General features: G+C 42.6%; 12 protein-coding genes. 1 reads left to right on the top strand and 11 read right to left on the bottom strand.

The genetic code is table 11. From position 1 onward, the window contains the following. Positions 1–49: 49 nt before the first annotated feature. The 7 genes from FK220_RS12175 to FK220_RS12145 all read right to left on the bottom strand — a co-directional run bounded on the left by FK220_RS12175 (position 50) and on the right by FK220_RS12145 (position 8,935). Positions 50–1,582: an alpha-N-arabinofuranosidase gene (locus FK220_RS12175; protein ID WP_152574603.1), complete on the bottom strand. Its 1,533-nt coding sequence runs from the start codon at positions 1,580–1,582 to the stop codon at positions 50–52. A gap of 113 nt (positions 1,583–1,695) precedes the next feature. Continuing rightward, complete coding sequence (locus tag FK220_RS12170; RefSeq protein WP_152574602.1) at positions 1,696–2,580, bottom strand: PD40 domain-containing protein; 885 nt, start codon at positions 2,578–2,580, stop codon at positions 1,696–1,698. Positions 2,581–2,900: 320 nt separating this feature from the next. Continuing rightward, positions 2,901–3,548 carry a hypothetical protein gene (locus FK220_RS12165; protein WP_152574601.1) on the bottom strand — a complete coding sequence of 216 codons (648 nt, stop codon included), beginning with the start codon at positions 3,546–3,548 and terminating at the stop codon, positions 2,901–2,903. Between the two features lie 149 nt (positions 3,549–3,697). Further along, entirely contained in the window at positions 3,698–4,825 is a 1,128-nt protein-coding gene (locus FK220_RS12160) for a TolB-like translocation protein (RefSeq protein WP_152574600.1), read from the bottom strand. 369 nt (positions 4,826–5,194) lie between these two features. Next, complete coding sequence (locus tag FK220_RS12155; RefSeq protein ID WP_238718998.1) at positions 5,195–6,097, bottom strand: alpha/beta hydrolase-fold protein; 903 nt, start codon at positions 6,095–6,097, stop codon at positions 5,195–5,197. Between the two features lie 421 nt (positions 6,098–6,518). Further along, positions 6,519–7,709 carry a serine hydrolase domain-containing protein gene (locus tag FK220_RS12150; protein ID WP_238718997.1) on the bottom strand — a complete coding sequence of 397 codons (1,191 nt, stop codon included), beginning with the start codon at positions 7,707–7,709 and terminating at the stop codon, positions 6,519–6,521. Positions 7,710–7,735: 26 nt separating this feature from the next. Continuing rightward, on the bottom strand, positions 7,736–8,935 hold the full coding sequence (locus tag FK220_RS12145; RefSeq protein WP_152574599.1) for a retropepsin-like aspartic protease: 1,200 nt from the start codon (positions 8,933–8,935) through the stop codon (positions 7,736–7,738). Positions 8,936–9,166: 231 nt separating this feature from the next. Here FK220_RS12145 and FK220_RS12140 point away from each other — a divergent pair, with 231 nt between their 5' ends. Next, complete coding sequence (locus FK220_RS12140; RefSeq protein WP_152574598.1) at positions 9,167–10,516, top strand: TPM domain-containing protein; 1,350 nt, start codon at positions 9,167–9,169, stop codon at positions 10,514–10,516. Here FK220_RS12140 and FK220_RS12135 read toward each other — a convergent pair whose 3' ends face one another. The 4 genes from FK220_RS12135 to FK220_RS12120 all read right to left on the bottom strand — a co-directional run bounded on the left by FK220_RS12135 (position 10,517) and on the right by FK220_RS12120 (position 14,998). Further along, entirely contained in the window at positions 10,517–11,008 is a 492-nt protein-coding gene (locus FK220_RS12135) for a hypothetical protein (RefSeq protein WP_152574597.1), read from the bottom strand. 106 nt (positions 11,009–11,114) lie between these two features. Continuing rightward, positions 11,115–12,353 carry an IPT/TIG domain-containing protein gene (locus FK220_RS12130; protein ID WP_152574596.1) on the bottom strand — a complete coding sequence of 413 codons (1,239 nt, stop codon included), beginning with the start codon at positions 12,351–12,353 and terminating at the stop codon, positions 11,115–11,117. Positions 12,354–12,635: 282 nt separating this feature from the next. After that, complete coding sequence (locus tag FK220_RS12125; RefSeq protein ID WP_152574595.1) at positions 12,636–14,315, bottom strand: GH39 family glycosyl hydrolase; 1,680 nt, start codon at positions 14,313–14,315, stop codon at positions 12,636–12,638. Continuing rightward, positions 14,312–14,998: a FadR/GntR family transcriptional regulator gene (locus tag FK220_RS12120; RefSeq protein ID WP_152574594.1), complete on the bottom strand. Its 687-nt coding sequence runs from the start codon at positions 14,996–14,998 to the stop codon at positions 14,312–14,314. Before FK220_RS12120 ends, FK220_RS12125 begins: the two co-directional genes overlap by 4 nt. Position 14,999 lies beyond the last annotated feature (1 nt).

Genomic DNA, 14,999 nt, shown 5'->3' with positions numbered 1-14,999 from the left:
GCACGCTGGCCGCTATCTATTGTAAATTCGGTTCCTGCGCTCCTTTGAATTAACGTACCTGTAATTGCAGCAAGACAACGGAGTGGGCGGGAATTTCAACCTCCAACTCCTGATTGCTTGTCTTTTCAATTTCAAAGTCCTTGATGAGAACCCGCTCTTCCATTCCGAAGTCATTATAATCCGTAATGGCATCACCATTGACTATTTTTCCGCTGACAGCGGTAAATTCCCTCCCGGGAGTACAGCTTACGGAAATGGCCTTATGGGGGTTGGCGTTGGTGATTGAGATACTGATGACATCATCTTTGATGGAGGCAGAAGCACTCAAAGCCGGTATGGCTTCGCCCTTGTATTCATAGTTTTCCGTCGTAAGTTCGGTAGGAATTAACATAGCGTCTTGATGGACATTGTACAACTGAAATACATAATAGGTAGGCGTCCGGACCATTTGAGGGCCATTTGTCCGAATGACCGATTGCAGTACATTCACTATCTGGGCGATATTGGCCATACGTATTCGCTCCGCATAATTGTTAAAAATATTCAGGTTCATACCGGCAACCAGAGCATCCCTCAGCGTATTTTGTTGTTGTAAAAAGCCATCTTGGGTACCGGGGAGTTGGTCATACCAGGTGCCCCATTCGTCCACCATTAATTTCATAGTACGGTCGGGGTCGTATTGGTCCATGATCGCTAAATGTTGTTGAATATAGTCTTCGATATACAAAGTGTTTCGAAGCGTCCTGAACCACATATCCTCCCCAAAATCCGTTGAGGAGCCTTTACTGTCCCAATCACCTGTGGGTAAGGTATAGTAGTGTAAGGAAAGCCCTTGGGCGAGGGCTGTTTTATTTTTCAAACCGGAAAGAATGGTCTCGGTCCAAGCGACATCATTGCCGGCCGGTCCACAGATGACTTTCTGAAAGTCGGCGCCTTTGATGTAGGAGGAATAATTTCTGAAAATATTGGCGTAATAATCCGCAGCCATATCCCCGCCGCATCCCCAGTTTTCGTTACCGATACCCCAGAACTTTACTTTCCAGGGTTCTTCACGTCCATTTTTTTTGCGCAAGTCCGTCATGGGGCTTTGATTGTTCGAGGTCACATATTCGACCCAATCCCTTGCTTCCTGTACGGTTCCCGAGCCTACGTTGATACTGAGGTAGGGTTCGGCATCTATTAATTCACAAAAGTTCAAAAACTCGTGCGTACCAAAACTATTATCTTCGGTAACCCCGCCCCAGAATACATTTACGATAGAAGGCCGTTCGTCTTTAGGGCCTATGCCATCCTTCCAATGATAGGTGTCTGCGAAACATCCTCCTGGCCAGCGCAGTACGGGCACCTTTAGCGCTTTGAGGGCTTCGACGACATCTTTTCGATAACCGTCGATATTCGGTATTTCGGAGTCTTCCCCCACATAGATGCCTTCATAGATACAAGTTCCCAAATGTTCGGAAAAATGGCCATATATCTCTTTTTCGATCGTAATGTTGGCGGCATCCGTTTGTAAGCTCAACGTATTTTGACCGAAAAGAGTCGTAGTGAGCGATACGCCAATAAGTAAAAGGGTTGCTTTCATTTTTATATCATCAATTTTGTACGATTGCTTGCGAACACACGACGGCTGCATAGCAGACTAGCCAGTGTTCGTGAAGAGCCATGATTTCATATACAGTGTAAGTGATAGGCATTCTATTTATTCCTAAGACGCTTAATTACTTGGGCATCGACCCAAAAAATATTCGCTTCACTTTCTTCAAAACTTTCTCCCAAGTCTACTCTGTTAAAGAAAAAATATTTTCCATCTGAAGTGACGCTCCCATAAGTATCATCAATTTCAGTATTTATTTCTTTACCCATATTTATGGCAGGTCCCCACGAACCGTCATCTTGACGGAAACTAATATATAAATCTGAGCCACCAAATCCACTATCCCGTTCACTATCCCATATCAAATAGCTTTCATCCGGAGCAATAAAAGGGTGTGACGTGAATTCTCCTGAATTAATTTGTTCACCGAGCTTCCTTGGAATCTCCCGTTGACCATCGACCATTTTGGAGTATCTGATTGTTCCAATGGTATCTCGTTCATCAAAATAGTAAGTATCATCGGAAGATGCCGTAAGACGCATAATTGAATATTTATCAAATAATGCTCCTATACTTTTTTCCTCAGTCCATCCAAAATCCGTTCTTTCCTTGTAGGCATTACCGAGGTACATTATCCTATTGTCCGTTGATATAAAGACTTCACCGGAAGGACGTTCGACTTCAACATCTTGCAACTTCCCGTTTTCAAATGTAAGAAGGTGGGATTTTGGGGCTTCACCTTTCTTTTGTCTGATAAAATAGAACTCCTCCATAGTTGGCGCAATGGCTGCTTCAATTTCTAAATGATTGGTCGAAACTAAATCAGGTGCAAAAAGTTCAGGAATCAACCTTGGCGGTTTTTGACCAAGAAAGGATTCTTCTTCAATCAATGCCTCACTATCCTTTGAACTTTGTTTTTTAGTATTACAGCCATGTACAATTGCTCCAATAGCTATCATGGATATCATAAAAATGGAAATTCTCATTGGTTGTTTTGTTGTATGATATACTGTTTTATTCGTTTTGCTTATTACCAACAGGTGTATATAGCTACAAGTAACTATATTTTATTTTACGTACAATGTGCAATCTATAAAATCATATCAATAAAACCATGAAGCTCCCTATGAAACCCCTTAATAAATAGATCCGTACGATGGTCCGCATTACCCCAAACGTCCAGGATGGCGATGAGGCACTGCTTTTATCGCTTTGTCAAGCTCCGTTCTTCATTCACGGCGCTGACGAGCGCTATCAAGGAGCTGGACTGGGACTTTTCATAGGCTGCATTGTTGCCAAACGTTTTTTAGTATTTTATTATTAAGTTTAATTTTGAAAACTCTTTTATTTTTCCTTGAAAATAATTGTCAAATTCGAGTGTTAAACTCAAACGATTGCCTTTATTAAATTCGATATTTTCAACACTTTCGAAAGAACTCTCAAATTCCGTTTTCCCGTAATTATCTTTGATTTCAAATTCTGCTTTTGTCAGACTTTTTATTCCATTTTGGTGTTCAATCGGTTCGGTATGTTCCTTTTTTTTGCCTCGATAGGGAAGTCTGAAAGTCCAAGGTAAATTTGGATTTTCTTCATTCGTAAGTATGTCAATTGACATTCCTTCAGGAAAATAACTCGGCTGATAAATTTCGCTTTGCTCAAAAAGTTTGTCAGTCGATTTTGAATTGACCAAACACAGACCGAAAGGTGAATAATCATTTTCCATAAATTGCGAACGTTCCCAAAGTTTTGTTTTAGAAGTTAATTCGCTTTGAATTTCACTTTTGTCGATGACCCATAAAATTTCCAGGAAAAAATTTTCAAAGTAAAACTTTCGGTTCGTCGTTCCTTGTCCTGGATGAATGCGACTACTGCTTTCGGTCAAGCCAAATTCAACCAACCTATTAGCTTCTTTTCCATCATTATTTGAAAATATAAATATGTGGTCTATTTCCATATTCTGTTGGTCGGGTCAAAAGTTTTACAACAATTGTATATACTTATTTCTAATATACCAATGGGCCCAGGAATAGTTATGGCCTCAAAGTACAGGAGAAAAGTATGGTTTTATACCCCGGTTCCTTGTATGCCGTAGTTTTAAGATACTTACTCATCATACGTTTTAAAGTCCTCCAGGTGCTTTGCGGCTTCTTCCAAATCCATGATTAGAAAACCAAAACCGACCCCTGGTTCCGTATGGTCTTTTCCTATCTGAAAACATAGATATTTGCCATCGTCTGAAATGACCCCTTGATTGGCCTTGTAGCCCTTATAGTCTGTGAAATAGGTTAATCGTTGCATTTCCCCCGACCCATCCAATTTCAATTTATACAGATCGAGCAAAGGCCACGCATTTTTCTCCGAGGGTCCGTGTTCGACCAGTGTGTGCAGACCATCCGGGAATATGCCTTCCGGCTCATCGTAGCAGCAGGGAGAATTGGTGATCGTCCTATAGGCCCCGGTTTCACTATCCACCATATAAACATCCGTATTATTTCCGTTGTTGATGGTATAAACGGCAAAGGTTACTTTAACGTCTTCCGGTGGAACAAGACTTTGTGTTTCAAGACTTGCATGGCCCAGTGAAAATGGTAATTGCTTTGAATCAAAAATCACCCTTTCGTTAGCCAAGGTGGGTATCCCATCTCGATAGACTATTTCGGCCATTAATAGCTTCGCCCTATTTTTTCCTAGCTCGGGTAGTTGGCGATCTCGATGCGTCCAAGCGATCCGCATCCTATTTCTGGAAACAGCCGGCCCTTCGGCACAGAGGGTGTTTAGAGGAACCGGTGGTGTTGTACCACTTTTATCCATGACGTACAACCAGGTAAGGTCGCGCGCCTTATCCCGTTCCTCATTGACGGTGGGGTCAAAGAGCGCCTTTGGTCCGGAAAGTAGGATATCGCCATTTGATAAATACATGGCCCTGGTAAAACCGTAATGATTAAAATGTCTGGTTTTTGGGCGTACTATTCCGGTTGCCAATTCCAATTCATATACTTCGCCCATTGGTTTGTCCAGAAATAGAATAAATCGGCCATCATGGGACCAATCCGGACGTTCCCCGAAACCGCTGACAAGCTTGATGTAGGGGGGTAAATGATCTATTGGGCTCGCGTTCACTTTATCCGGTGCTGTTTTTGGTTGCTCTTGTCCAAAAACGTTTAGGGTCTGTAGTAGTATGCATAAAAGAAGTATGGGTCGGTATGGAATCGTCTTTTTCATGGTTGCCATAGGGTCGAATGGTATGATTGTCACGGATAAAAGTTCATTTAAAATGAGCGCGAACGGAAGCACATGGATAGGTGACTAGATTTCTCCTGTACGTACAGCCTACAATGTATAAAAATCATAGCAATAAAATCGAGCTAATTCCGACGAAATCCCAGGAGCCGTCGGTGGTTACGATTATTCGCATTGGGCCATCAGCAGGGATGCCGATAGGGTGTCGATTTTCTGGCTTCACCAAGGTTGGTTCTTTATACGCACCGCAGAGGAGTCTAGTGGGTGTTGGCTACTGGCTACAAACTGGCGGCGGTGGGGGATGTTTGTCACAGGTTTTCTTTTTCCACAATCTTTTACAATACAAATTCTAAAGCTTGATCAGTCAATTAAAAGAAAATCTGCTAGTGAGACAATATCAATTGCACAATGACCACCGTATAGTGGGTGCCAGCGCGTTTTAACTCCTTTTGAATTGGCAGTATTAACAAGGGTTTCCGTACCTTCATAATTGCCATATTTATCATATAGGCCACAAGATAAATACAGTTCTGGATAATGAATATTGGCTTCCTCAATTAAATCAATAGGAGATATTTCTTTCCATTCTTCCTCGTTTGAGACATACGTTTTCGCCAATAAGTATATTCCGAGTGCTATTTTAGGGTCTGCCCCAGTTCGTTTTAATGCTTCCTGTATTTTTTCAAAATCTGAAAACGGGGAATCCAAATACACACCTGGACATAGTGAGGCAACTCTTGAAAACAATTCAGGATGACTTAGTCCTAGGATTAAAACATTGAGACCACCCATGGACTCACCAACTAAAATTCTATTTTTAGGGCGGCCTATTTTGGATTCAATCAGAGGCATTTTGGATATAAAGTCATCCATTAAACCACTTTCAACCATTGAATTTTTTGGTGTTAATAACCATGCAGGTCCATAAGAAATTAACACAACAGTAGGGGGTGTTATATTTGATTTTTGCCAATATGACTGGATAAGTGATGTATAATACGTGTCATCATTCCAGATTGCATCATCTAAGTTTCTTCCATGAAAATGGTAAATAATATCTTGATTAACGCCTGTTCTTGCTCTGTATATTGTAAAACTTAACTGACCTTGTGTAAATTTTTCAGATTTTGACGGAACGAAACTTACTTTTTGAACCCCATAAGGACTTGTTAATTTCCCCCAAACCAAGTAAATGCTTACTAAAAGGAGAAAAAAAATAAAGAAGACAATTATTTTTTTAACAGAAATAGTTATCGATTTCATTATCTGTTTGGTTACGGTAATTACTAATTTTGGAATTGTTACCAATTCATTTTTTAATTCCTATAATTCATTATCAGAAATTTCATTACCATGTTCTGTTACATTTTCAATAAATACATCTTTTCAATGTCTAAATTACCTTAGCGGTGTCGGCCAAATATGCCGTTGACCATTGTATACAGCTGCTTGTAATTATATTTCCATTATCGGTGCGTTCAATGTATAAAAATCATAGCAATAAAAACGTATAACTCCTCACGAAACCCATGATTCATCGGTGGGTACGATAGTCCGCATTCCCCGCAATAACAGGGATGCCGATAGGGTGTCGATTTTCTGGCTTCACCAAGGTTGGTTCTTCGTACGCACTGCACACAATCGCTAGCGGGAACTGCACTAGGGCTTTTCATAGGACACGATGTTACCCTTTATTTTTTTCCTTTTTGATTGATGGCAGAATGATATCTTTCATAATAGCAAATGCTAATTTATCTTCTTGAGAATTATATGCGCCTCCTGTAAACACTGCAATTACATCCATCTCGGGAATTATTAGTATGTATTGGCCGCCATTGCCGGTTGCTGTTTTTGAAATTACTTTTTGTTCATTTATTGTAAAAGGGATATTCCACCACAGATAACAATAATCAATACCGGTAATTTTCGTCTTTGGTGTTGTAGACTCTTCAATCCAATTTTTCGATACAAGTTGTTCTCCATTCCATTCTCCTTTCTTCAAAATCAGTTGTCCTATTTTGGCCATATCCCTAGAAGTCATATACAATCTTTTTCCTGATGCAATGACTTCTTTGTCGGATGTGTGTCCCCATTTTACATTGTCAATGCCCAAAGATTTGAACAAGTATTCATCAGCAAATTCCATTATTGACATTCCTGATGATTGACTGATAATTTCTGTCATAAGAATCACACCCATTGAACAGTATCGTGACTCTTTCCCAGGTGTATTTACCATTGGTAGGTCAAGTGTATATTGCAACCAATCTTTTTTCTTATAGACCCTGTCTTCTTGACCTTTTGATTTTTTATCCCAATCATCACAATCTAGTCCGCTGGACATAGTCAAAAGGTGTTTAATTGTAATTTTTTCCTTTCTAACATCCAAGTTTTTCTTAGGGATGGGATTTTTGAGGTATTTATTTATAGGGTCATTTATATTGTCAATAAATCCTTTGTCAATAGCTATTCCTAACAAAATTGAACGAATACTTTTCGATGTCGAACGTAGGTCGTGTGGTTCATTTGCATTATGATCCTTAAAATATTCTTCGAGACACAATTGATTGTTTTTAATCAGTAATACGCTATGCAATTTATGTTGCACACCTTGGATTTGGTTGAAAAATTTGTAAATCAAGGTCGAATCAATACCTTGTGATTTTATATGGTTCGTTTTCCAGCCATCTTCAAGCGTTTTCGGTTGGGAATATGTATATGGATTTTGCCCATAGCAAACAGTGCTAACAAGTAGTATTAAGATAGTCAATTTTGCTATGTCATTCATATTAAAGGGTAAGGGTTTCGTATGTGAAAAGTAGCGGATTCCAAAGCACTGGCTTTTCAGTTTAGCGACGACTCTTACTTCATTCATTTTGTTTCGTTTAAACGATCAAACCGCTATTTTTTATATACCGTGTTGGCTGTAGTCCTTTTTTCTACCATGATTTGAATCACTTCACCATCAGATTTCTCTACTTTTAATTCTAAACTGTTTTCTTCTTCAAAATAGTTTTTTTCAGTTAGCAATTCACATAGGTTGAACGGTTTGTTGTTAATTTCCAAAATTACATCCCCGTATGATATTTTATTCTTTAAATTTTCATCCCATACGAGTCCGACAATTAGATTTCCATCTTTTAAAGTTCTTGAAAATCCAAAATCTTCATCTCTAATACCTACACTTTCTTTTTGGGGTTCAAAGTAAAATCTCTTGTTAATATAGTCGATTGTTAAAATACCATACCTTAATAGTTCAGCACCAATTTTTGAATTACTATCGTTGCTTGTTATTGTTATTAAATTCTCAAGTGTAAAGTCTTTAATTTTCATTTGAGGCAAGAGCAATTGATACTGTTGAGTTGATTCAGGTGAGCCAAACATACCAAAACCGGATGCACCATTACTCACTCCGATGACTTTGAAGATATTTTCTTCTTCGAAGATTATATAGTTTTTCAGTGATAAGTCATAAAGCCCTTCCATTCCTGTATCAATTAAGACTTGCTCCCTTCCTTTGTCTTTGCCTTTTAATTCAATCCAAGCGTATGGGTTACTTTGAGTTCCTGTTAATTTTATTCTATTTGAATGTTTTTTCTTTAAGTTTAATTTTTTCTTATCATCAGTTATTCTGATTTTTTTGTTTTCCAAGTCGAATTGTATTATTGAATTTCGCAACATATTGCTGCCTATGAAGCCATCTGTGCCAAAACATTTTAGAGGATTGTCAGAACCAAAATCTTGAACTAGCGTTGCTGTGTTAACAAATTCCAAGTCACCTAATATTATTTTCTCAATCGAAACAAGTTTGAGTTTTTCTTTTTTTTCACTCGCATCATAAATTGGAATCGTATCAATGATTTTTGGTTTTAGTAATTCATATAATTCGTTTGATATCACATTTGGTGCTCCCGTATCAAGGATAAATCTGTAAGTCTTATCCTTGATTTTTGCTGGTATAATTATTTTATTTTTTACGAATTCAAAATCAATTTCTTTAAAGTAGTCTTCTGCATTTATTTCTCCTCGATTTAGATTTACTTTTTGTCCAAAAATCAGATTTGTGAATAAAATCAATACTATTATGATGCTTCTTTTCATTTTTTTTGTGCGAATTACAGCCAACAACCGTATGGTTACTAGTAACTATTTTTCTATTATAAGTATAGTATACAATGTATAAAAAATCATCACAATAAAATCGAGCTAATTCCGACGAAATCCCATAATAAACCGGTCAGTACAAGAGTCCATACCGTCCCCGACCTCAGGGAGCCCGATATGATCCGAATTTGCTAGCTTCGCAAGGGGGAACCCATCACACACCATCACATGAAAAAACAGCTTTTACAAACACCATTTTTTGTTCCTATACTCCTATGGTTTTGCACGGCAGTAGGCATCGCACAGGTGCCCGAACAAGCAGGGGAGGGCCTAGCCTACCCCGTTTTTAAGGCGCCCGCATACGATACTGCCATACAGGTCTATACCGTCGCCACGGTCCCTAGCCCCCGGGGGGAAGGCATTATCGGCTATGTATCAGATCCCAATGATTACATAGATGCCTCCGAGGAGCAACGGATCAACGAACTCCTCTACGAGCTGGAAGCAAAGTCTACCGCACAGGTCGCTATAGTACTATTGCCCAGTATCGGGGACGAAGTGCCCAAAAATTTTGCCGTACAACTGTTTGAAAAATGGGGCATCGGGATGGCCGATACCGATAACGGACTCTTGATCTTAACGGTAATGGACCAGCGCCGGACCGAGTTCGAGACGGGCTATGGCCTCGAAGCCATTTTAACCGATGCGGTCTGCTTTCGTATCGGCACCAGCGAAGTGGTGCCCAGCTTTAAGGCAGGCAGGTACGGGGAAGGCATGATCAATACGGTAAGCCGGGTGAAACAATTTTTGGAGACACCGGAGGCCATCGAGGAGGTCTATTCCTACGAGGTGTCCTATCAGGAGGAGGCCCAAAACGGCCTGCCCTGGTACCTGTATTTCCTGGGCGCGTACGCCTTGGTGTGCCTGTTGGTCGGCCTCTGGTATTTTGGGGTCGCTTTTGATATCGAACGGTCCAAGGATGATTTTTATGACAAATACCATCGGCTGGAACATTTGAAGTTTGGTTGTTTGCAGTGGTTGATGCCGTTGCCCATGGTATTTTTTGGTGCCTTGGTCAAGCGCCGGTTGGAAAAATACCGCTATGCACCCCGTTTTAGCAAGATCAATGGCCTGCCCTTACGCTTGAAAAACGAATGGGCCGAAAATGAATACTTGGAAGCCGCCGAGATTTTGGAGGAAAAACTGGATTCGGTGCGCTACGATGTCTGGGTCACCGACGATCAAAGCGATGTCATGATCTTGGAATATGAAGGCCCGAACGGTCGAAAGTATTCCGACTGCGCGCAATGTGGCTACAAAACCTTTGGCAAGACCAAATCAACGGTAACCAAAAGACCTACCTACGACGCCGAGGGCGAGCGGGTCGATTACTACGAATGTCGAAATTGCAATTTTCAAAAATCCATGGCCGTAGTCGTTGCGAAAGTGGCCCGACCGGTCAGTGGTGCGGCCTCCTCAGGCGGCACGTCCTGGAGCGGGTCCTCCTCCTCGGGCGGTGGTTCTTCCAGCTTTGGTGGGGGCAGTTCCGGCGGGGGCGGGGCAGGAGTGAGTTGGTAGCTATCGCTTACTTCCCATAATCCACAGTACGGTTCCGGTGCCTGAAAGCCCCAGTCCGGCGGCAAGGGCGACCACCCCAAAACCACCCCGGGCATCGCCTTCGCAATCCCCGTTGACACAATTATAGTAGAGTTCGTCGGCCCCTGCGACCATTATACCTCCGATAATGGCCAAAGGAACCCCTATAAAGGTGAGGATGCGTCCGGTTTTCTCCATGCCGCTCCGTCGTTTAAAATAAAGGGCGTTCAGGTCTTCGGCCAAGGTTTCCGCTTCAAAATCGACCCTCATAAGATTGGTGTCAATGGTGTCTTCCGACCTATAAACGTGCGTAAAGGCTGTTTCGCTGTCCAACGCAAACTCGGAGAAATTCGACACGCCAAGATACGTTGCCGTAAATTGATTCGATGCAAAATCGCTCTTGAACGCGGTCTGGGCATTTACGGCAAAGGCGGCCAACAAGAGCGTGACCAGAAAATACTTTTTAGGAAACATAGGATTGGTTTTTGGTTGGGAGTCGTTTAATTTTTAAGCAATCACTGAAAAGAAGGGGTGCTTTTATCTGTTAGTTTCGTATCACCATGACTATATAATTTATGGGTCAATCCGTCAGTACTAGCTGAGGGTCGTTAAGGGGTGTAAGGGCATAAATACCATCGGAAGTAGCTACCGAAACGTTATAGATACCGGCTGCATCCAAAGCGGAAACTACCAAATTAGTTTTGGTAAAATCATCGGAGTAGGAGTCATTTATGATTGTTCCGGTAATAACTGAATCATCGGCCGTATTGGTGAACTCAACGATCATTTCCCGGGGCTGTCTAAAAATATGGCTAAGCTCAATTTGAATCGACTGAAATTTGTTTATGGAATTCGATTCCAACACAAAGCTACCTTCCCCAATTTCGACCTTGTCATTGTCTTCGACCAACAGTGCAACCCCATCGACCGCTCCAGTGATCGTAGCGGTCCCCATAGCGATCGATGTGGGAACATCAACGTAAATATCGCGGCCTTTGTTGTCGGCCGGCCAAGTAAACAACACTGGGCTTTCGATGCCATTGAAAGTAAATGTAGGTGCTACGCTTAAGGTAATATTACTATCGGTAGCTCTGTTGTCGTTGACGTTTAAGTTTAAACCGCTTCCCGGGCATACTGCGATGCCATTTTTGAGGTTGTTGTTAATAGGGTCCTCGTTTACATTAAATTGAAGACCGTATCGATACTGGTCTGTCGAGGTGTCTTCATAGCCGTCTATCTCAATGGAAATGGGATATTGTTCTAGCACAAAACTTGGATTATTGGTTTGGAACACAATAGAATCACGGGTAGCGCTCACGATTGGTAAATTGGAGTTGTTCATGGTTACCGTAACTTCATCCTTGTTTTCGGTAAAAAAGCTTCCTTTAAGAACGATGTTTTCGTTTAACACCCCAATGGTTGGATAAAAACTGTCGATCGTAGGACCGGGGTAAATAAATCTTTGGTTAGAGACTACTGTTTGTCCGTTTATTCTAAGCTTGAGATTCGCGATAATGCCTCGATCGTTTCTAGGAGCGCTGATCTCAATTTTACTATCAGAAACATTATCGACTATAGCAACCCTTCCATTAATAGTAACTTCCACATTTTCAGGTGTATTACCGAAATTATTTCCATTGATGGTAATTTTTGTCCCTTCCAATCCCTGGGTTGGCTGAAAGTCGGTTATTTCAAAAGATGGTTCCGAATTTATGGGTTCAACAATTTCAGTAACATCTTCCGATCCACACGAAATAAGAAATGAATTACAGCTAATCATTAGGATGATTATATGAAGTACTAATTTGCTCTTTTCCATTTTTTACCGATTTTATATCTAATGGAAACGTAGGAATAAAAAGCATAGTATATGTATTCCTAAAAAATGGTAGGATGTACCGTACGGTCACGGCTTGTCTTTTTTCGGTAGGGGAGAAACAATCAAAAAAAGCGCGAGGGGGCGTTTGCATCGGGGTTTCGTTCTCCAACTAAGTGATGTTCCGCCAAAAACACCCTAGGTTCATTCTGTTTAGGGGCTTCCCCAGCTTGGGTCAAATCCTTTTTTCGATACCTTGTGCAAGAATCCTTTGACCACGGTATCTTATTTCCGCGCCAACACCAAAAAATGCACCGATGGGGAGGGCATGTCGATGGTGAGAGTGTAGGAGCCATCGGATGCGGTCGCTTCCCCCGTATCATGTACCTTTTCGGGGACAGCACTTTGAAGAAGTTCCTTATTTTGTGCATCCGAAGGGTAGGGCGGACTCCCCATCCGCACCCACTTTTCGTAGGGGTTGGTGTGATCCGCGTCCAACTGATATTGGGTCAGGGAAAAGGTCTCAAACGGCAGGTTCTGCAATACAAAGGTAGGCTGGAGCCCTTGTTCCAGCATCAAGGCTTGCTGTTCCTCGGTCGGTTCGGGCATATCCACACCCCATTCATGGGTATTGGGATCGAAGTCGGTTTTGTTGTAGACCATCAGCACCAGGGAGTCTTTCCCCTTTATACTGGCCATCGTTCCGAAATAGCGTTCCATTTCCGACGGGATTTCCACGTCCACATAGGTATCCCCCAGTTCGGCAATCAATTTCATCACCGAAAAAACGGGCTTGGGAAGGAGGCGGTACTCCGTACTATCGGAAGGATTGAACAAGAGCGCGTGGGTAGCACGAGCGTGCCAGCTGCCCATAAAGGTATGGTCGTTGCTTTGAATGGTATAGTTCACCTTGGCGGAATCGATTAGCTTTTTTTGGTGCAGGTCGATATTCTGGGCGACAAAGGCGGCGTACCAGGCCCCTTTTCGCCACCAAAAATCCCGGGCCCAACCTGCCAGGGGATCGGCCTCATCGTTAAAAAAGGGAAGCTTCGCAAAGGTGGGATGGTTCTTACGGATGTAGTCGATCGTCGTCAACTCCCGTTGCAACATATCATACGGGTCGTCTTTCATGTGCACGGAGATAAAATCCAGCCGAACGCCCTGCTCCCCGGTAAAAAAGTTGGTGCCTGTATAGCAATGCGCCAACAATTCTTTGAATACCGGTTGTAAATCGTTGGCGGTTCCCGGTCCGCCAAACCGCAATTGATCGTCTGCCGCTTTGAGTCCTTCCGAACAGGCGTCGTAATAGTTCAAAAAGGTGGGGACATCGTATTTCCAAAAAATATCCAAATCGGGTTCGTTGGTCGTTTCGAAGTACCAGGAGCGAACGGTCTCGGTTCCGTAACGCTCTTCCAGATGAAGGGCCAAATCGGTCACAAACTTTTTCCAAAGACGAATCTGCGATGCATCCCTTAAATTGTCAAAATCGGTCGCAGCTTTTCCGGTCTGTTCCTGAAAGTTCTTGTCGAAGGAGCCACTGGTGGTGTCCAGGGAGTTGGAGGGGGTGCCCATTAATTCAAAGATCAATTTCAAATCATTGCCGACGATTTCGTCCAAAACGGCATCCAATCGGGACCAGTCGTAGATCGGGGTATTGGTCTTCAGACCGTCTACCGCCACCAGGTTCAAAAGATAATGGGGCCTGATGTAGGAGAGTCCCTTTTCCGGCAAAGCCCCTACTTCTTTTAGCACCTGTTTCATCGGGGGCGTTTCCACGATTTCAGCGGGTGAAAACCCCGTAGCCGTCCAAAAAGGCACCAAGGGTTTTTGTGGCCGGGAGAAGTCGATAACGATGCGGTCTCCGTTTTCTTTCTTGGTGGGATGGCAACCCAGCAGCATCAATGCTAACGCACTGTAAAGGCTTGTTTTGAGGACTCCCAGGAGCTTCTTTAAAGTTATTTTCATGCCAATGTGTTTTTCATGTGGTTTCGCATGGCTTCCGATGCCTTGGAGGCATCACCGGTTTGAATGGCCTTCAATATCTCACCGTGTTCTTTGACGGCGGCTTTTAAGCGTTTGGGCGTACAGGTCCCTTTTTGGGAGGAAAGTTGATGTACTTCCGGGGCAATGAGTGAAATCAAGGACTGCAGTACCCGGTTTCCCGATAGTTCCGCTATCTTCAAGTGGAACAACATGTCCTCGTCCATGGCGGGATTCCCGTTCAAGGCACCTTGTTTGTAACGGTCAAGGATTTGTTCCAGCTGTCGGATATCTTCCCGGGTAGCCCTTTGGGCGGCCAGGAAAGCGGCCCCGGATTCCATAATGCCCCGGGTCTCGATCAAGGCTTCGAAGTCGTTCTTTTCCAACTGGATTACATTGGCGATCAATCCATCCAACAAACGTATGCCCAGATGGGCGACCGTAGTGCCACTTTGGGGCCTTGTTTGAAGGATGCCATAGAACTCCAACTTTTTCAAGGCCTCGCGTACGTGCCCCCTTCCGACGGCCAATTGTTCGGCCAATTCCCGTTCGGGGGGCAATTTGTCCCCGGGTTTCAAGGTACCCTTATTGATAAGGTCCCTGAGTTGCATGATGATGCTATCGGCCGGTTTGGTCACCGCAACGGGGCTGAGTTGTAAATCGTTCATC

Origin of the sequence: Pelagihabitans pacificus (assembly GCF_009371985.2) — a bacterium.
Classification (GTDB): Bacteria; Bacteroidota; Bacteroidia; order Flavobacteriales; family Flavobacteriaceae; genus Pelagihabitans; species Pelagihabitans pacificus.
The sequence above is the reverse complement of the archived record's forward strand: the minus strand, read 5'-3'. Positions and strand labels throughout refer to the sequence as shown.

What these genes read in the sequence shown, in the direction of transcription:
- FK220_RS12150 (WP_238718997.1), bottom strand. Translation starts at nt 7,709, where the DNA reads ATGAATGAAGTAAGAGTCGTCGCTAAACTGAAAAGCCAGTGCTTTGGA.
- FK220_RS12125 (WP_152574595.1), bottom strand. Translation starts at nt 14,315, where the DNA reads ATGAAAATAACTTTAAAGAAGCTCCTGGGAGTCCTCAAAACAAGCCTT.
- FK220_RS12170 (WP_152574602.1), bottom strand. Translation starts at nt 2,580, where the DNA reads ATGAGAATTTCCATTTTTATGATATCCATGATAGCTATTGGAGCAATT.
- FK220_RS12165 (WP_152574601.1), bottom strand. Translation starts at nt 3,548, where the DNA reads ATGGAAATAGACCACATATTTATATTTTCAAATAATGATGGAAAAGAA.
- FK220_RS12135 (WP_152574597.1), bottom strand. Translation starts at nt 11,008, where the DNA reads ATGTTTCCTAAAAAGTATTTTCTGGTCACGCTCTTGTTGGCCGCCTTT.
- FK220_RS12175 (WP_152574603.1), bottom strand. Translation starts at nt 1,582, where the DNA reads ATGAAAGCAACCCTTTTACTTATTGGCGTATCGCTCACTACGACTCTT.
- FK220_RS12145 (WP_152574599.1), bottom strand. Translation starts at nt 8,935, where the DNA reads ATGAAAAGAAGCATCATAATAGTATTGATTTTATTCACAAATCTGATT.
- FK220_RS12160 (WP_152574600.1), bottom strand. Translation starts at nt 4,825, where the DNA reads ATGGCAACCATGAAAAAGACGATTCCATACCGACCCATACTTCTTTTA.
- FK220_RS12140 (WP_152574598.1), top strand. Translation starts at nt 9,167, where the DNA reads ATGAAAAAACAGCTTTTACAAACACCATTTTTTGTTCCTATACTCCTA.
- FK220_RS12130 (WP_152574596.1), bottom strand. Translation starts at nt 12,353, where the DNA reads ATGGAAAAGAGCAAATTAGTACTTCATATAATCATCCTAATGATTAGC.
- FK220_RS12120 (WP_152574594.1), bottom strand. Translation starts at nt 14,998, where the DNA reads ATGAACGATTTACAACTCAGCCCCGTTGCGGTGACCAAACCGGCCGAT.
- FK220_RS12155 (WP_238718998.1), bottom strand. Translation starts at nt 6,097, where the DNA reads ATGAAATCGATAACTATTTCTGTTAAAAAAATAATTGTCTTCTTTATT.